The sequence below is a fragment of the Clostridium bornimense genome, assembly GCF_018917145.1.
GTDB classification, from domain to species: Bacteria; Bacillota; Clostridia; order Clostridiales; family Clostridiaceae; genus Clostridium_AN; species Clostridium_AN bornimense_A.
Genome location: NZ_JAHLOD010000009.1, coordinates 42982 through 61006 on the forward strand (window position 1 = coordinate 42982; position 18025 = coordinate 61006).

Consider the following 18025-nt stretch of genomic DNA (forward strand, 5'->3'; position numbering starts at 1 on the left):
TTCTTACTAGTCTATACTAATTATATACAAATATTCAGTAAATCAAAACAAAGATTGTGTAATTTTCTAAATTTTCTCCAATACTATTTATATTGATAATTTAGTGGTTTTATCATAAAATATGAATATTAGTAAAAAAATAAACTAAAAAAATTCGTATAAGGTGTGGAGAAAAGATGGAAAAGTATTCTAGAGGTCAGAGAATAGGTGTAATAACTAAAAAACTTATAGAAAATCCGAACAAAGTTATAGGGTTGAACTATTTTACTGAAAGACTAAATGCAGCGAAGTCTACAACCTCTGAAGATATTGTTATTATTAAAGATACATTTAAATCTTTAAATTTAGGAAAAGTGGAAACAGTGGCGGGAGCTTCTGGCGGAGTTAAGTACGTTTGTTCTGTTACAGATGAGATGAGAGAAGAATTTGTATCAAAGTTGTGCAAAGTATTAGGAGAGAAGGAAAGAGTTATTATTGGTGATTTTCTTTATATGACGGATATATTATATGATCCAGATATAATTTCAAAAGCAGGTCATATACTAGCATCAATTTTTATAGAGAAAGATATTGATTATGTAGTTACAGTAGAAACTAAAGGGATTCCGCTTGCTTATGAAGTAGCAAAGATGTTAGGAGTTAAATTAGTAATTGTAAGAAGAGATAATAAAGTTACTGAAGGAACTACAGTATCAATAAATTATGTATCGGGATCAAGCAAAAGAATACAATCAATGTCACTTTCTAAAAAATCATTAAATGCAAAGTCAAACTGTTTGTTTATAGATGATTTTATGAAAGCAGGAGGCACAGCTAAAGGAATCGCTGATCTTATAAAAGAGTTTGATTGTAATTTAATTGGAACAGGAGTACTTATAGATAATGTAGAAAGTAGCGAAAAAATAGTAGATAATTATATATCACTTATAAAATATTACGGTATTGATAATAATGGAATGGCAATATTAAAACCTTCTATAATATAAATATTGAAAGAAAATAAAATTTTTTTAATAAAATGTAAAAATAAAGAAGGAAATCCAAGATTTTTATAGAATTTAATTATAAAAGTGTCTTGGAGGTGTATTGCATGCAAATAACTGATGTAAGAATTAGAAAGATTACTAGCGAAGGTAAAATGAAAGCCATCGTTTCTGTAACCTTCAATAATGAATTTGTAGTTCATGATATTAAAATTATAGAAGGACAAAATGGATTATTTATAGCAATGCCAAGTAGAAGAACTCCAGATGGAGAGTTTAAGGATATTGCTCATCCAATTAATACAGCTACTAGAGAACAACTACAAAATTCAATTTTATCTGAATATGAAAAGGTTAAGAATCAAGCTAGTGAAGAGGAAAATGTAACTGAATAGTTAGATAATAATAAAATCTCATTTATATAAATGAGATTTTATTATTATCTATATAAAACTTTACGCTGTTGAAAATATATGCGCTATAAAATATAATAATATGTGATATATATAAATATATATTAAATATTTGGTAGAGGTGTAAATATGTATAAGTGTTCATTGGTTTTGGCTGCGGGGCAAGGCACTAGAATGAAATCAAAGCTTCCGAAAGTATTACATAAGGTATGTGGAAAGAGCATGGTAAATCATGTTATAGATACATTAAGAAAAGTTAATATAGATGATGTTAATGTAATAATAGGTACAGGTGCAGAGCTTGTTCGTAAAAATACCGAAGAGAAAAATGTAAGTTATTCTTTACAAGAAGAAACATTAGGTACTGGACATGCAGTAATATGTGCTAAGGAATTTTTAAAAGACAAAAAAGGTATAGTTGTTATAGCAAATGGTGATGCACCACTAATAGAACCAGAAACATTAGAAAACGTAATAAATAGTCACATAAGTGAGAAAAATTATGGAACAATAATTACATCTATTATTGAAGATTCTACAGGTTATGGAAGAATAGTAAGAAATAATGAAGGTAATGTTGAAGCTATAGTTGAACATAAAGATTGTAATGAAGAACAATTGAAAATAAAAGAAGTAAATGCAGGTATGTATATATTTGATATAGAAGAATTACTTCAAGCATTAGACAAATTAAATAATAATAATGCACAAAATGAATATTACTTAACAGATGTAATAGAAATAATGGCTAAAAAAGGCTTAAAGGTAGGATCTGTGGTATCACCGTTTGAAGAGACTTTAGGTATAAATTCTAGGGTACAATTAGCAGAAGTAGAGTCAATTATGAGAAGAAAGATAAATGAAAAACATCTTATAAATGGGGTAACTATAATTGATCCAAGTAACACTTATATAGGAAGAGACGTAAAGATAGAGAAGGATGTTATTATTTATCCAGGATGTATATTAGAAGGAACTACAACAATATCTGAAGATTGTGTAATTTTACAAAATAGTAGAATTGTAGATAGTTTCATCGGAAAAGGTACAGAGGTACAAAGTTCTGTTATTTTAGAAAGTAAAGTAGGAGAAAATACTCATGTTGGACCATTTGCTTATATTAGACCAGAATCAAATATAGGCAATGATGTAAAGATAGGTGATTTTGTAGAAATTAAGAAATCATCTATAGGAAATGGAACAAAAGTTTCTCACTTAACTTATGTAGGTGATGCAGAAGTTGGAGAAAATGTAAACTTTGGTTGTGGTACTGTTACAGTAAACTATGATGGAAATAATAAACACTTAACCAAAATAGGCGATAATGCGTTTATTGGATGCAATACAAATCTTGTAGCACCAGTAGAAGTAGAAGACGGAGCATATATTGCTGCTGGATCTACAATAACAACTACTGTACCTAGTGATGCATTAGCAGTTGCTAGAGCAAGACAAGTTAATATAAAAAATTGGGTTAGTAGAAGAGGGTTATATCAAAAAAAATAAGGAGGCCAATGGTAATGATTTCACATGGCGAAAATATTAAAATATTTGCAGGAAATTCACATCAACAATTAGCACAAGATATAGCAGACATATTAGGTGTATCAGTTGGAAAATCTAAAGTTTCTAAATTCTCAAATGGAGAAATATCAGTAGATATTGATGAAAGTGTTAGAGGAGCTCATGTATTTGTAGTTCAACCAACAGCAGATCCAGTTAATGATTCATTAATGGAACTTTTAATAATGATAGATGCTTTCAAGAGAGCATCAGCAGGTAAGATAACAGCAGTTATACCTCATTATGCATATGCAAGACAAGATAGAAAAGCGAAAGCTAGACAGCCTATAACAGCTAAGCTTGTAGCTAATCTTATTCATACTGCAGGAGCAGATAGAGTTTTAACTATGGATTTACATGCAACTCAAATTCAAGGATTCTTTGATATTCCAGTAGATCACTTAGAGGGAGGACCTTTAATTGCTAACTACATTAAGGAATTAGATATAGACCCAGAAGAATTAGTAGCAGTTTCACCAGATATCGGTGGAGTTAAAAGAGCTAGAAATTTTGCTGAGAAGTTACACATACCATTAGCGATAGTTGATAAAAGAAGACCAAAGCCAAATGTATCTGAAGTTATGAATGTAATTGGAGATATAAAAGGTAAAACAGTAGTTATGATAGACGATATGATAGATACTGCAGGATCAATAGTTAATGCTGCTGAAGCATTAATGAAGATGGGAGCTAAAGAAGTTTATGCATCTTGTACTCATCCAGTATTATCAGGACCTGCTATAGAAAGAATAGAAAACTCTTGCATAAAACAATTAGTAGTTTTAGATACTATAGCATTACCAGAAGAAAAGAGAATTGATAAAATAAAAGTTTTATCAGTAGCGCCAATTTTTGCAGAAGCTATAAGAAGAATCTATGAAGATCTTCCAGTTTCAATAATTTTTAAAGACTAATAGGATGTATGCCAGTGCACAGTTTTCAGTGCACATTTAAGGAGGAAATTCCTGCGGAATTTCTTAAAAAATAAGTGTGATGATGTTGAAGTTTGGTGTCATCACACTTATTTTTTTATTATCAGTATGTGTTTTTTAGTGCATAATTAAGTTCAAATAATTAAGAATATACAATTTGGGTATGTCCTTGAATGAAAAAATAACACTTAAGTATAATAGTTCTCTATATTAGCAATAAAAGAAATTTTATCCAACTATTGTTGATAAAAAAATAATATGTTATAGTCTATAATATGGGTAGTATCAAATTAAGAACTACACCTAAAGATCTTGAAGAAATAATTATGAGCACACTAACATAGGTGGTGATGCTATGAAGATAGGATTTTTCGGAGCCGGTAAGGTTGCGGTGTCCTTAGGAAAATATTTCAAAAACAATGGATTAGATATTGCAGGTTTTTATTCTAAAACGTTTGCCTCGACTGAATTTGCGAGAGACTTTACAGAAACTAATGGTTATAGTGATTTAGAATCTTTTGTTTTAGATTGTGATATTATATTCATAACTACTAATGATGATGAATTGGTCAATGGATTTAACGAAATATCAAATTTTGATTTGGAAAATAAGATAATTGTAAATACCTCAGGCTCATATTCTTCAAGTATATTCTCTAATGCTAGAGAATTAGGTGCATTTCCGTATTCATTACACCCAATCTATCCATTCTCGGATAAAGAAACATCATATAAAAATTTAGGACAGGCAGTATTTACATTAGAAGGTGCAGAGGAAAAGTTATCTCTTGTCAAAGGTCTAGTAGAAGGTTGTGGAAACAAAGTTATTTTAATGAAGGGTGATAAAAAAACATATCATCTAGCTTGTGCTATGGCTTCAAACTTAACTTTGGCTTTGTTATCATTAAGCTCAAAATATTTACAAAAGGTAGGCTTTAATGAAGAAGATAGCATTGCAGCATTACGTCCTCTCGTTGAAAGTAATATTAATAGTATTTTTGACAAGGGCTTTGTTAATTCCTTAACAGGTCCTGTGGTTAGAGGTGATGTAGATACTATAGAAGGTCATTTAAGTAAATTAAATGAAGGTGACAAAGAGGTTTATAAAAGACTGTCTCTAGAGTTGTTAGATTTATCAATAGAGAGAAATGGATTAAGTAATAAGTATAAAAAAATAAATTCTATTTTAGGGGGAAATGAAAATGAAAAATACTAGTGCAACATTTATTGAAATGAAAAAAAGAGGAGAAAAGATATCAATGTTAACAGCGTATGATTATTCTACAGCTAAACTCATTGATTCTTGTGATATAAATTCTATTTTAGTTGGTGATTCCTTAGGAATGGTATGCTTAGGATATAAGGATACTTTATCTGTTACGATGGAAGATATGATCCATCATACTAAAGCAGTAACTCGTGGCGTAGAAAATGCTTTAGTAATAGGTGATATGCCATTTATGAGTTATACTAATATAGAGGATGCAGTAAAGAATGCAGGAAGACTTATAAAGGAAGGTGGAGCTGGAGCTGTTAAGCTTGAAGGTGGAGCTAAGGTAGCAAAACAGGTAGAAGCTATAGTTGATGCTCAAATTCCTGTAGTAGGACATATTGGATTAACACCACAATCAATAAATGTTTTTGGTGGATTTAAAGTTCAAGGAAAAAGCGAAGAAGCAGCAAAACAGCTTATAGAAGATGCAAAGACTCTAGAGAAAGCAGGAGCTTTCGCTGTTGTTTTAGAATGTATACCAAGAGATGTAGCAGAACTTATAACTAAGGCTATCTCTATTCCAACTATAGGTATTGGAGCTGGAGAATGTTGTGATGGACAAGTACTTGTTTATCAAGATATGATATCTATGTTCCAAGGATTTAAACCTAAGTTTGTAAAAGAGTATGCTAATGTTGGTGAGATTATGATGGAAGCTTTCAAGGCATACGATAAAGATGTAAAAAGTGGGGCATTTCCAGAAGAAAAACATTGTTTTAGTATAGATGCAGCTGCATTAGCTAAGTTGTATTAGGAGGGGATTTTATGAAAGTTGTATATACAATAAGTGAAGTTAGGGAATTAGTAAAACAATATAAAAGGGATGGACTTACAGTAGGGTTTGTACCTACAATGGGATATCTTCATGAGGGACATGGTTCTTTAATAAAGAGGGCTAAAGAGGAAAATAATATTGTAGTAGTATCTACTTTTGTAAATCCAATTCAATTTGGACCTAATGAAGATTTAGATAAGTACCCAAGAGATCAAAAAAGAGATGAAGAAGTTTGTGAAACTTATGGTGGAGATGTTATGTTTTTACCATCTGTAGAAGAAATGTATCCTGAAGAAAGAAAAACAACAGTATCAGTAGAAGGACTTACAGCTGGTCTTTGTGGTGCAAAAAGACCAGGACACTTTAACGGGGTAACTACAGTTGTAACAAAACTTTTCAACATAGTACTACCAGATAGAGCTTATTTTGGTCAAAAAGATGCACAACAACTTATGGTTATAAAGAAAATGGTAAGAGATCTTAATAGTCCTGTTGAAGTAATAGGGTGCCCTATTATTAGAGAAGAAGATGGATTAGCTAAGAGTTCTAGAAATAAATATCTAGGAGAAGATGAAAGAAAGGCAGCGTTAGTACTTTCAAGAAGCTTAAAAGAAGCTAAAAATGCTATAGAAAATGGTGAAAAGAATAGTAAAAAAGTTATATCAGTCATTAGTAATGTTATAAATAAAGAACCATTAGCTAAAATTGATTACGTAAATATTGTAGATATAAATACTATAGAGGATGTAGAAGAAATAGAAAGTGATGTATTAATTGCTATTGCAGTATACATAGGAAAAACAAGACTAATTGATAATATTATAATAAAATAGTAAGGGGATGAAATAATGCAATTAACAATGTTAAAAAGTAAGATACATAGAGCTATCGTAACAGAAGCCAATGTAAATTATGTAGGAAGCATAACAGTAGATAAGGATTTATTAGATGCTGCAGGAATATTAGAATATGAAATGGTACAAGTTGTTGATGTTGATAATGGAAGTAGACTTGAAACATACACTATCCCAGGAGAAAGAGGAACAGGCATAATTAGTTTAAATGGTGCTGCAGCAAGACTTGTTCAACCTGGAGATAAGGTTATAATAATGTCATATGCACAATTTACTAGAGAAGAGGCATTAGAGCATAAGCCAACAGTAGTTCTTGCTGATGAAAACAATAAGGTTTCTGAAATATTTCATTATGAATCACATGGAGAAATAAAGGGAAATTAATATATTACTTATTTTTAGAATAAAAGTTATCAAAAAGTTAAGAATTATTAAGGAGGATTTTACCTCCTTTTTTTGAATATAAGAAAATGTAGATTTCGTTAACTAAAGTACAAGGCTTAATTAGTGGTTTTGTTATTATAAAGAAGAATATAATTATTATAAAATTGGAGGTATTATGGTGAATAATAGAATTTTAATAGTAGATGATGATAAAAATATTTGTGAACTTATAAAATTATACGTAGAAAGTGAAGGGTTTGTTACAAAAGTAGTAAATGAAGGTGATAAAGTTTATGATGCGTTTAAAGAGTGGCAACCTGATTTGATAGTATTAGATGTAATGCTTCCAGGTAAAAATGGATTTGAAATATTAAAAGACATAAAATCAGAAAGTAATGTTCCTGTAATTATGTTAACAGCAAAAGGCAGTACTTATGATAAAATTACAGGTTTAGATTCAGGAGCTGATGATTATATTGTTAAACCTTTTGATGCAAGGGAATTAATAGCTAGAATTAAGGCTGTACTTAGAAGAAGTAATGGAAATGAAAATAATGAAAATGACGTTTTAGTGTTTAATGACTTAAAGATAGATATATCTTCTTATACAGTTTATTTAGGTGAAAAAGAAATAAAAATGCCACCAAAAGAATTAGAACTTTTACACTTCTTGGCTATGAATAAAAATAAGGTATTTACTAGAGAAGAATTATTATGCAAAGTATGGGGTTACGATTATCCAGGTGATTCAAGAACTGTAGATGTTCATATTAAGAGAATTAGAGAAAAGGTATCTGATGGAGAAGGTTGGTCTCTGCAAACTGTTTGGGGAGTAGGATATAAATTTGAGGTGAAATAATGCGAGGAGAAAGTAAAAAAAGAAAACTTTTTTCTAAGATAATAGGAGCATATCTAAGTATTTTTATGGGCAGTTTTATAGTATTAACTATATTATTAGCATTTTTATATAGAAATATTTATATTGAAAATAGAAATCAAGATGTTAAGCAAGCATCTATAATACTTTCTGTAGTTATAGAAGAATACTATGAAGGAAGTGTTAGTGGAGGTTTATTAAGTAACTCATTAGTAGGTTTAGAAAATACTAAGAGATATAAAGTTGCATTAGCTGATTCAGTAGGTAATATTTTCATGGGTTCTGATGATTCAAAATCTATCATAGGTAAAAAAATAGATAGTAAGTATCTTGAAAAGCTAAAAGAAGGTGAATTCATAGATAAAGGCGGGCCTACTGATATATTTGCAAATACAGATAAAGAAGTTTATATTGCACCGGTTATTAGGGAAAATAAGTTTTTGGGAGCAATAATTATTAGTGAAAATCCGATGTATTTCACAAAGAGTATGGCTATGTTTTTGTTAAAGATATTTTCTATGGCTGTGCTAGTAGCATTTTTAGGTGCATTAAGTTTCTATTTATTTACTAGAAGAAGAATAGTAAAACCTATAGTAGAAATAAATAGATCATATCACAAGGTATCACAAGGTGATTTTACAACGAGAGTTGAAATTCAAGGATTAGATGAGATTGAGGATCTTGGAAGAGCTTTTAATAGAACTGCTGAATATATGGAGACATTAGATAATAATAGTAAAGAGTTTATTTCAAATGTATCCCATGAATTAAGATCACCAATGACTTCTATTAAAGGGTTTATTGGTGGAATTTTAGATGGTGTTATACCTGCTAGTAAGCAAGAACATTATTTGTCACTAGCATATGATGAGATAGATAGATTAGCTAGACTTATAAATGACTTGCTAAATTTATCAACATTAGAATCTGGAAATGTAGAATTGGAGATAACTTCTTTTGATATTATTAAGTTAATTAGAGATCAAGTTGATTACTTTCAACCATTATTTGAAAGAAAGAGATTAAATGTAGAGATAATATATGACGAAAAAGAACTTTATGTAGTATCAGATAAAGATAGAGTCATTCAAGTTTTAGTTAACTTAATAGATAATGCTATAAAGTATTGTAATGAAGAAGGAATAGTTAAGATAGAAGTTAAGATAAGTAAGGATAAAGTTTTTATATCCATATATAATAGCGGGGCATCTATTAGTGAAGATGGATTAAAACATATATGGGAAAGATTTTATAAAGGGGATAAGTCAAGGACTATTAAGGAATCTACTGGTTTAGGATTGTCTATAGTTAGAAATATAATAAAAAGTTTAAACGAAGATATAATTGTTGAAAACAAAAGAGAAGGCGGAGTACAATTTACATTTAGTATAAAAAGACTACAGATTAGGGAGTGATTTCTTTGAAAAAAGAAAGTTGTAACGATGAAAAAAAGGGATTTATTCATTATGAATTAAACAAAAGAAGAAAAGCTACAAAAGTTATCGTGAAATATAGTAATGTAGTTTGTATATCTGTAGCAATAAATATACTATGTATATTTTTATATCATGAATTTATATTAGGTAAGTATAGGCAACAAAATGCTTCCAAAATATTAGATATACAAAATAATGCTGTTGAACAAATTTTTTGGAATATAAGTTCATATATACTTAATGTAACTGATGAGAATAATGAAAACTCTACAATGGGTATTCTATACAAAAGAGGGGGATATGTTTTAACTACATATTCGAGTATAAAAGATAATAAAGATATAGTTATTAATTATGATGGGCGGTCAATGAAAGGAACGTTAATAGGGAAAGATGATACAGTAGATATAGCTGTTATAAAAATAGATGGAGAGTCATCGGTGTCAGGATATAATGCAGTGTTGCCAATTATAAAAAGAGGATACACTATTTATGGATTCTATGATGCAGATTTCAAAAAACAAGTATCAATAGGATCTGTAGTAGAAGTAGATACTAAAGAAGATGTACATTATATAAAAAATAACATTACCAATGTAAGCGATATAGGAATATTTATTAATAATAAAAGTGAAATAGTAGGTATAAAAAATTCTAAAGAATCTCCAGATATTGTATACATGGGAGATATAATAAACAAGGTAGAGAGTATAATAAGAGATTATGAAGGTGAATCTAGCAATATGGGACTGGTAGGAAGAGATGCTACTGAAGAGGATGAAATAGATAAAGGTGCATATATTATTAATGTATCTGGAATATATAAAAATAGTGGACTTATGCCAGGAGATATAGTTATAAGTGTTAATGGGAAAAGCATAGAAAATTACAAAGCTTTTGAAAAGTTTATGGAAAAAAACTATTTTAATTCTAATATAAAATGTAATATAGTAAGAGATGGAAAGATTATAGAATTAACAATTGAAAATAACATTGGCTAGGGGTTTCTCTAGCCTAAATTCATGAATGAAGGTGATAAAGATGATATTAGTAGTAGGATTAGGAAACATAGGTAGCAAGTATGATAAAACTAGACATAATGTTGGTTTTGATGTTATAGATGTTTTAGCAGATAGACATAATATTTCAGTTAGTAAAGAAAAATTTAAAGGTGTATGTGGTGAAGGTATTATTGAAAATAAGAAAGTTATGTTGTTAAAGCCTTCAACTTATATGAATCTAAGTGGTGAAAGTATTTTAGAGGCAGCTAATTTTTATAAACTTTCACCTAATGAAATTATTATAATATATGATGATATTTCATTAAATGTTGGTAGACTTAGAATTAGAGATAAAGGAAGTGCTGGCGGTCATAATGGAATTAAAAGTGTTATAGCAAATTTAAAGACAGATGAATTTCCTAGAATAAAAGTAGGGGTGGGGGCTCCAAAAAATAACTTAATAGAGCATGTTTTAGGTGTATTTGATAAAGAAGAAAGAGTTATAGTAGAAAAGGTGTTTGAAGCTAGTGCTGATGCTGTTGAAGAAATGATAGCTAATGGTGTCAATGCATCTATGAATAAGTACAATGGACTAAATATAAATTCTTAGAGGTGTAAAGATGAGATTACAAGGTCTTCTTACCCCAATAGTAGGTAGTGGAAATTTTGAAAATATATTAAGGGGTATAAAAAATAATCAATTTCCTATAAATATAAATGGATTATCAGAATCTGGTAAGGCGTATGCAATATGGTCACTGTTTGAAAGTAGTGATGATTCTATAGTAGTTTTTACCTCTTCAGATATGGAGAGTAAAAAGTTATATGAAGAATTAAGCTTTTTTACAACAAATGCATATTATTTTCCAACAAAAGATATAGTTTTTTATAATATTACAGCTACATCAGGAGATTTAATTTGGGAAAGATTAAAGGTATTTAAAGAGCTAATTGGTAATGGAAAAAGAATAATAGTAACTAGTATTGAAACTTTAAGAGGCCTTTATATACCAATGGAAGTTATGAAGAAATACCATTTCAAGGTAAAAGAAGGTAAAGAGTTAGATGAAGTAGAATTAGTTGAAAAGTTAGTTGAAAGTGGTTACGAGCATGTAGATGTTGTAGAAGGTAGAGGTCAATTTTCAAAACGTGGTGGGATTATAGATATATTTCCTCCAGTATCCAGATATCCATACAGAATTGAGTTGTTTGGAGATGAAGTAGATTCTATAAGAACTTTTAATGTTGAATCACAACGTAGTATAGAAAAGGTAAAAACTGCTGAAATTACTCCAGCTAAAGAAGTTATAATACCTAAAGAATTTTGCGATAATGCAATAAAGGCAATTAAAGAGGATTTTGAAAAAGTTAAGATTAGCTTAAAAGATGATAAAGAAGCAAAAGAAAAAATATCAGGTATAGTTAATAAAAATATAGAAAGCTTAATTGAAAAGGGTACATTTGAAACTGTAGATTCATATGTAACATATTTTTATGAGAAACCTGTAGATTTTCTTCAATATTTTAATAATCCTATAGTAATAGTTGATGAAGTTGATAGATCAATAGGAAAATTAGAGTCATTACAATATGAATTTTTAGAAGATTACGATACATTTTTGAGTAGAGGGGATATATTACCAAAGCAAGGTGATATAGTACTATCTAAAGATGTAATAGTAGAGAAGATTGAAGGTAGCAAGTTGTTAACGTTAAGTATGCTTGCAAAAGGAGATAAGTATTTTCCACCATACCTTACAGTAAGTTTAAATCAAATAACTTTAAATTCTTATCAAGGAAAAACAGAACTTTTTATAGAGGATATAAAAGAGAGAAAAGCTAATGGCGATAAGATAGTAGTTTTAAGTGGTACTAGGGCTAGAGGTGAAAGATTAGGAAGAAATTTAAGGGAAGATGATATAGAGGCAATATATAAAGATTCTTTTGATGAGATTTTAGATGGTCAAATTATGATTACTTTTGGAATGCTAGATAAAGGTTTTCAATTTCCAGACTTAGGTTTAAGTGTAATATCAGATAAAGAATTGTTTGGACAAGGAAAAAGAAAAACAAAAAAGAAAAAGAAAGCTAAAGGCGTAGGGAAAATAAAGAGTTTTACTGAATTAAAGCCTGGTGACTATGTTGTACATGTTAGTCATGGTATAGGTGTATATAAAGGAATAACTCAATTAGAAATAGATAATGTTAAAAAGGATTTCTTAGAAATATCTTATGCTAATGATGCTAAGGTATATGTACCGGTAGAACAACTTGATTTAATTCAAAAGTATATAGGTAGTGAAGGTGTTGTACCTAAGATAAATAAGCTTGGTGGTAACGAGTGGCAAAAGGCTAAAAATAAAGTAAGAACATCTATAAATGCTATAGCAGAGGATCTTGTTAAGTTGTATGCAGCGAGATCTGCAGTAACAGGATATTCATATAGAAAGGATACTCCTTGGCAAAAACAATTTGAAGATGAGTTTCCTTATGAGGAGACAGAAGATCAATTATTAGCTATAGAAGATATAAAAAAGGATATGGAAAGTAATAAGCCTATGGATAGGCTATTATGTGGTGATGTTGGATATGGAAAAACAGAAGTTGCTATGAGGGCCGCTTTTAAAGCGGTTATGGATGGAAAACAAGTAGCTATTTTAGTGCCGACAACAATTTTAGCAGAGCAGCATTATAAAAACTTTAAAGAAAGATTTTCAGGTTTTCCAGTAAATATAGATATGATATCTAGATTTAAGACAGCAGCTAATATAAAGAAGACATTAACAGCTGTAAAAGAAGGAAATGTAGACATACTTATAGGAACTCATAAGATTTTAGGATCATCTGTGCAATTTAAAGATTTAGGTTTATTAATTATAGATGAAGAACAACGTTTTGGAGTAAGGCATAAGGAAAAAATTAAAGAGTTTAAAAAGAATGTTGATGTATTAACATTAACAGCAACACCAATACCAAGAACTCTACATATGTCTTTAACTGGAGTTAGAGGTATTAGTGTTATAGAGACACCACCAGAAAATAGATATCCAGTACAAACTTATGTTGTAGAATACAATGATCAATTAATAAGAGACGCAATACTTAGAGAAATTAATAGAGGTGGTCAAGTATTTTTTGTATACAATAGGGTAGATTCTATATTGGAAATGGAAAGTTATCTATCAAAGATAGTACCAGAAGCTAGAATAATTACTGCTAATGGAAGAATGAAAGAAAAGGAATTGGAAAACGTAATGTCATCTTTCATGAGTGGTGAGTATGACATACTTTTAGCTACAACAATAATAGAAACTGGAATTGATATTCAAAATGCAAATACTATGATTATATATGATGCTGACAGAATGGGATTATCACAATTGTATCAGCTAAGAGGTAGAGTTGGAAGAACTAATAGAATAGCGTATGCGTATCTTACATATAGAAAAGATAAGGTCATTACTGAAGTGGCAGAAAAAAGACTTAAGGCTATTAAGGACTTTACTGAGCTTGGATCAGGATTTAAGGTTGCTATGAGAGACTTAGAAATAAGAGGTGCAGGTAACTTAATGGGATCAGCACAACATGGTCATATGGCTTCTATAGGATATGATTTGTATTGTAAGATGCTAGAGGATACAATAAAAGTTATTAAAGGGGATATTGATCAAGAAACTGTTGACACAGTAGTGGATATAAAGGTAAATGCATATATTCCAAATGATTATATAGAAGATGAAGTTACTAAGATTGAAATTTATAAGAAGATAGCTTCAATAGAATCAAATGAAGAGAAAGAAGAAGTAGTGGAAGAAATTATTGATAGGTTTGGAGATATACCAACGTCAGTAAATAATTTAATAGATATTTCTTATATAAGAATATTAGGTAAAGCTCTTGGAATTATTGAAATAAAAGATAGAAATTCAGTAATAGATATTAAGTTCGATAATAGAAAGAGAATTACAAGTAATATGATAACTAAGGTTATAGAAAAGTATTCTAAAAATATATCATTTAAGGATGGCGAAAATCCTATAATGGCTTACTCAATAGAAAAACGTGATCAACTTTTAGTAGAAGTTAAAACTATTATTGAAGATATAACAAAATTTGTTGAAGAGTAAGAAAAATGTGGTAAAATTATAAGAGATAAATAAATAACAATGACGAAGGTGGGAATAGGAGTGAAAAGGGTTAGAAATACTGTTATAGCAATAGGTATTATAGTATCTACGCTAGGATTAACATCATGTACATTTATTGAAAGAACAGATGCGGCAAAAGGTAAACAAGTAGTAGCAAAGGTTGGAGATACTGAAATTAAGAGATCAGAAATCGAAGATAAAATGAAAAGCTATAAAGATACTTTAAAAGAAAAGTACGGAGATAATTATTTAGAAAATAGTGATGCTGTATCAGCACTTAATCAAGCTAAACAATCTGAATTAGATAGTCTTATTTATAATGAGTTAGTAAAGATGTATAATAAGGATAACAATGTTAAGGTTGATGATACTAAAAAGAAAGAATTTGTAGATGAAAAGGTTGATTATTATAAGGAGCAATTAGGAGCTTCAGATGATAAAGATTTTGAGAAAAAAGCTAAAGCACAACTTGGAGTTTCAGTAGATGAAATGAAAGAAATCTTAGGAAACATGTATATAACACAATGTGCTATTGATAAGTATATGGAAAGTAAGACAGATGATGCTTCTATAAAGAAATATAAAAAGGATAATAAAGATGACTATGAGAAGAAAGCAAAACAAAAAGCTGTTTTATACATAGTTAATAAAGATAAAGATCAAATGGAAGCTGCAAAAAAAGAAATCGATGGTGGTAAGACTATAGATGAGATTGCAGCAAAATATACTACTGATAGTGGAAAAGAAAACAATGGATTCTTTGGATTTATGGATACAGAATCAGAAGATATGTCAAGTATAGATGAGAATTTCGTAAATGCAGTAAAAGAATTGGAAGTAGGTAAGACATCTGATATTATTGAATCTTCTAAAGACGAATCAGGTAACTTAAAGTTTGGATATTTTATCATAGGAGTTACAGATACAGATACTGGTATTAAGTATGAATTGAAAAAACAAGCTGAATCAAGTGGAATATATAGTGATTTAAAGAAAATATATAAGAAGCAATTGAAAACTTATGATAAGAAGTTAACAAATTAATATGTTTTTATAAGTAAAACTGAGGAGAATGGATTTAGAACCCATTCTTCTCAGTTTTTTTCGTAAGTATGAAAGCGGTGCTAAAGAGACCAAAGATTAAGAATAATGTATTTTTTTCTTATTTGTAAGTATAAAAATGTTTTCATATAAAGATAATATTAGTACAAGAGTTACTTACAAATAAGGAGGAAAATTATGAAGGCTACAGGAATCGTAAGACGTATTGATGACTTAGGAAGAGTAGTTATACCAAAAGAAATCAGAAGGACATTAAGAATAAGAGAAGGAGATCCTCTGGAAATTTTTACGGATAGAGAAGGGGGAGTTATATTAAAAAAATATTCTCCTATTGGGGAATTAACTAATTTTTCAAAAGAATATGCAGAGGCGTTACATCAAACGTTAGGTCATATGATAATTATTACAGATAAAGATGGAATAGTATCTGTTGTTGGAGCATCTAAAAAAGAATATTTAGATAAGAAGATATCTGATTCTTTGGAAGACAATATAAATAAAAGAAAAACATATTTAATGGATGGGGCTAATAAGGCTTTACCTATGTATGAAGATGAAGATGTAAGTGAATTCATTGCACAAGTTGTAGCTCCAATTATTGCAGAAGGTGATGTTATTGGATCTGTAATTATTGCATCAAAGGATTCAGGAGCAGATTTTGGAGAAGTGGAAAAGAAAATTGCAGAAACAGCTGCGGCGTTTCTAGGAAAGCAAATGGAACAATAGGTTATAAAACCTCCATTTTAGCATAATTATTAATTATCCGAGAATGGAGGGATATAATGAAAAAACAATCGTTAGTAAAGGGAACATTAATATTAGGAATGGCGGGAATTATAGCAAAGTTTTTAGGGCTATTTTTTAGGTGGCCTTTGGTTATGTTAGTTGGTGACGAAGGTGTTGGATATTATCAAATGGCTTATCCACTACTAGGTTTCTTTATTGCAGTAGCTAGCGGTATTCCTATAGCAGTATCTAAGTTGGTTTCAGAATGTAATGCTGTAAATGATAGGGAAGGTTCATTTGCTATATTAAAAAAAGCTATAATTATAATGTTGATTATAGGTTGTGGATTTACTTTGTCTATGATTTTATTTAGTGATAGTATAATGGCTTTTTTAAAGTGGGATCATAAGGTGTATTATTCACTTCTAGGAGTATCTTTTGCGCCGATAATAGTTGGTCTTATGAGTGCATTTAGGGGATTTTTTCAAGGGTATCAAAATATGACGCCTACAGCAGTGTCAGAAATTATAGAACAGATTGGTAGAATAGTTATAGGAATAGGACTAGCATATATTCTTATATCATATGGAGTAGAATATTCAGCGGGTGGAGCTACATTAGGAGCATCTGTTGGTGGCTTGTTTGGTCTTATATATTTATATTTAAAATACATAAAAGTGAAAAAGGAATGGGGAATAAAGAAGATAAAAAATGATACAGAAATAATGAGCAAAGTATTACGTGTAGCAATTCCTATATCTGTAGGGGCAGCAGTAATATCTTCTGTTAATTTAATTGATTCTGCTTTAGTTCCTCAATTATTAGTAAAAGGTGGACATACATATAAAGAAGCGGCAATTTTGTTAGGTCAATTATCTGGAAAGGCAGGTATACTTGTAAATGTTCCATTGACTATTTCTATAGCCTTAAGTTCATCTATCGTACCTATAATATCTGAATTATTCGCTTTGGGAAAAAGAGAAGAATTAAAAAGAAAAATAGAGGGAGCTATGAATATATCTATGGCTATTGCATTTCCATCTGCGGTAGGATTAGCTATATTAGCATCACCGATATTGAATACTATATTTCCTGGTCATGGTGATGGAGGAGAAATATTAAGTTATTGCTCTGTAGCAATTCCATTTATGGCAATAACACAAACTTCAACATCAGTGCTTCAAGGAACAGGAAAATACGTAATGCCTGTAATAAATTTATTAATAGGATGTGTAGTTAAAATAATTACAACAATAATATTAGTGCCGGATGTAAGTTTTGGTATAAATGGAGCAGCGATAGGAACAATTTTGGGATATATAGTTACAGTTGTTTTAAATTTAATATACTTGGGTTTATCTACGAAATTAAAAATTAACTATATAAAAATATTTACAAAGAACATTATAACATCAGGGATTATGGGTATATTTGTATATATAGTGTATAATAAGTTAAAAGAGAATATTTCCGTGGTACCTGTAATAACCTTGATTTCTATAGGGATAGGGGTTATTATTTATACATTATTAGTAATAGCTTTTGGAGTTGTTGATATAAGCGAAGTGAAAAAGAAAGTGAAGAGAAGGAGAGCTTAA

The 18025-nt window shown here is 29.7% G+C and carries 16 protein-coding genes; all 16 read left to right on the top strand.

Features of this window, described 5'->3' with window-relative positions; all coding sequences use genetic code 11:
• Window positions 1-176 precede the first annotated feature (176 nt).
• The 16 genes from purR (at window position 177) to KQI30_RS04870 (ending at window position 18025) form a co-directional block, all read left to right on the top strand.
• Window positions 177-986, top strand: coding sequence for a pur operon repressor (gene purR / locus KQI30_RS04795; RefSeq protein WP_216462107.1), 810 nt, complete (start codon window positions 177-179; stop codon window positions 984-986).
• A 104-nt stretch (window positions 987-1090) separates the two neighbouring features.
• Entirely contained in the window at window positions 1091-1378 is a 288-nt protein-coding gene (gene spoVG / locus KQI30_RS04800; RefSeq protein ID WP_216462108.1) for a septation regulator SpoVG, read from the top strand.
• A gap of 147 nt (window positions 1379-1525) precedes the next feature.
• Complete coding sequence (gene glmU, locus KQI30_RS04805) at window positions 1526-2902, top strand: bifunctional UDP-N-acetylglucosamine diphosphorylase/glucosamine-1-phosphate N-acetyltransferase GlmU (protein WP_216462109.1); 1377 nt, start codon at window positions 1526-1528, stop codon at window positions 2900-2902.
• A 14-nt stretch (window positions 2903-2916) separates the two neighbouring features.
• A complete protein-coding gene (locus KQI30_RS04810; RefSeq protein WP_216462110.1) occupies window positions 2917-3873 on the top strand; it encodes a ribose-phosphate diphosphokinase in 957 nt (318 codons plus the stop codon).
• Between the two features lie 358 nt (window positions 3874-4231).
• Window positions 4232-5107, top strand: coding sequence for a Rossmann-like and DUF2520 domain-containing protein (locus tag KQI30_RS04815; RefSeq protein ID WP_437177721.1), 876 nt, complete (start codon window positions 4232-4234; stop codon window positions 5105-5107).
• The gene (gene panB / locus KQI30_RS04820; protein WP_216462112.1) at window positions 5094-5918 is read left to right on the top strand and encodes a 3-methyl-2-oxobutanoate hydroxymethyltransferase; all 825 of its coding nucleotides are present in this window, start codon (window positions 5094-5096) and stop codon (window positions 5916-5918) included. The genes KQI30_RS04815 and panB overlap by 14 nt, the downstream gene beginning before the upstream one ends.
• A gap of 11 nt (window positions 5919-5929) precedes the next feature.
• Window positions 5930-6772 (top strand): pantoate--beta-alanine ligase, encoded by an 843-nt coding sequence (gene panC, locus KQI30_RS04825; protein ID WP_216462113.1) that lies wholly within the window; start codon window positions 5930-5932, stop codon window positions 6770-6772.
• 15 nt (window positions 6773-6787) lie between these two features.
• A complete protein-coding gene (panD, locus tag KQI30_RS04830; RefSeq protein WP_216462114.1) occupies window positions 6788-7177 on the top strand; it encodes an aspartate 1-decarboxylase in 390 nt (129 codons plus the stop codon).
• A 175-nt stretch (window positions 7178-7352) separates the two neighbouring features.
• Complete coding sequence (locus tag KQI30_RS04835) at window positions 7353-8036, top strand: response regulator transcription factor (protein WP_216462115.1); 684 nt, start codon at window positions 7353-7355, stop codon at window positions 8034-8036.
• The gene (locus tag KQI30_RS04840; RefSeq protein WP_216462116.1) at window positions 8036-9469 is read left to right on the top strand and encodes a sensor histidine kinase; all 1434 of its coding nucleotides are present in this window, start codon (window positions 8036-8038) and stop codon (window positions 9467-9469) included. The genes KQI30_RS04835 and KQI30_RS04840 overlap by 1 nt, the downstream gene beginning before the upstream one ends.
• Window positions 9470-9474: 5 nt before the next feature.
• Entirely contained in the window at window positions 9475-10491 is a 1017-nt protein-coding gene (locus tag KQI30_RS04845; protein WP_216462117.1) for a S1C family serine protease, read from the top strand.
• Window positions 10492-10531: 40 nt separating this feature from the next.
• Window positions 10532-11101, top strand: a complete 570-nt coding sequence (pth, locus tag KQI30_RS04850; RefSeq protein ID WP_216462118.1) for an aminoacyl-tRNA hydrolase — start codon at window positions 10532-10534, stop codon at window positions 11099-11101.
• 10 nt (window positions 11102-11111) lie between these two features.
• Window positions 11112-14618 carry a transcription-repair coupling factor gene (gene mfd / locus KQI30_RS04855; RefSeq protein WP_216462119.1) on the top strand — a complete coding sequence of 1169 codons (3507 nt, stop codon included), beginning with the start codon at window positions 11112-11114 and terminating at the stop codon, window positions 14616-14618.
• A 60-nt stretch (window positions 14619-14678) separates the two neighbouring features.
• On the top strand, window positions 14679-15683 hold the full coding sequence (locus KQI30_RS04860; RefSeq protein ID WP_216462120.1) for a SurA N-terminal domain-containing protein: 1005 nt from the start codon (window positions 14679-14681) through the stop codon (window positions 15681-15683).
• 195 nt (window positions 15684-15878) lie between these two features.
• Window positions 15879-16427 carry a stage V sporulation protein T gene (spoVT, locus tag KQI30_RS04865; RefSeq protein ID WP_216462122.1) on the top strand — a complete coding sequence of 183 codons (549 nt, stop codon included), beginning with the start codon at window positions 15879-15881 and terminating at the stop codon, window positions 16425-16427.
• A 56-nt stretch (window positions 16428-16483) separates the two neighbouring features.
• Entirely contained in the window at window positions 16484-18025 is a 1542-nt protein-coding gene (locus tag KQI30_RS04870; protein WP_216462123.1) for a putative polysaccharide biosynthesis protein, read from the top strand.

What these genes read in the sequence shown, in the direction of transcription:
- purR (WP_216462107.1), top strand. Translation starts at nt 177, where the DNA reads ATGGAAAAGTATTCTAGAGGTCAGAGAATAGGTGTAATAACTAAAAAA.
- spoVG (WP_216462108.1), top strand. Translation starts at nt 1,091, where the DNA reads ATGCAAATAACTGATGTAAGAATTAGAAAGATTACTAGCGAAGGTAAA.
- glmU (WP_216462109.1), top strand. Translation starts at nt 1,526, where the DNA reads ATGTATAAGTGTTCATTGGTTTTGGCTGCGGGGCAAGGCACTAGAATG.
- KQI30_RS04810 (WP_216462110.1), top strand. Translation starts at nt 2,917, where the DNA reads ATGATTTCACATGGCGAAAATATTAAAATATTTGCAGGAAATTCACAT.
- panB (WP_216462112.1), top strand. Translation starts at nt 5,094, where the DNA reads ATGAAAAATACTAGTGCAACATTTATTGAAATGAAAAAAAGAGGAGAA.
- panC (WP_216462113.1), top strand. Translation starts at nt 5,930, where the DNA reads ATGAAAGTTGTATATACAATAAGTGAAGTTAGGGAATTAGTAAAACAA.
- panD (WP_216462114.1), top strand. Translation starts at nt 6,788, where the DNA reads ATGCAATTAACAATGTTAAAAAGTAAGATACATAGAGCTATCGTAACA.
- KQI30_RS04835 (WP_216462115.1), top strand. Translation starts at nt 7,353, where the DNA reads ATGGTGAATAATAGAATTTTAATAGTAGATGATGATAAAAATATTTGT.
- KQI30_RS04840 (WP_216462116.1), top strand. Translation starts at nt 8,036, where the DNA reads ATGCGAGGAGAAAGTAAAAAAAGAAAACTTTTTTCTAAGATAATAGGA.
- pth (WP_216462118.1), top strand. Translation starts at nt 10,532, where the DNA reads ATGATATTAGTAGTAGGATTAGGAAACATAGGTAGCAAGTATGATAAA.
- mfd (WP_216462119.1), top strand. Translation starts at nt 11,112, where the DNA reads ATGAGATTACAAGGTCTTCTTACCCCAATAGTAGGTAGTGGAAATTTT.
- spoVT (WP_216462122.1), top strand. Translation starts at nt 15,879, where the DNA reads ATGAAGGCTACAGGAATCGTAAGACGTATTGATGACTTAGGAAGAGTA.
- KQI30_RS04870 (WP_216462123.1), top strand. Translation starts at nt 16,484, where the DNA reads ATGAAAAAACAATCGTTAGTAAAGGGAACATTAATATTAGGAATGGCG.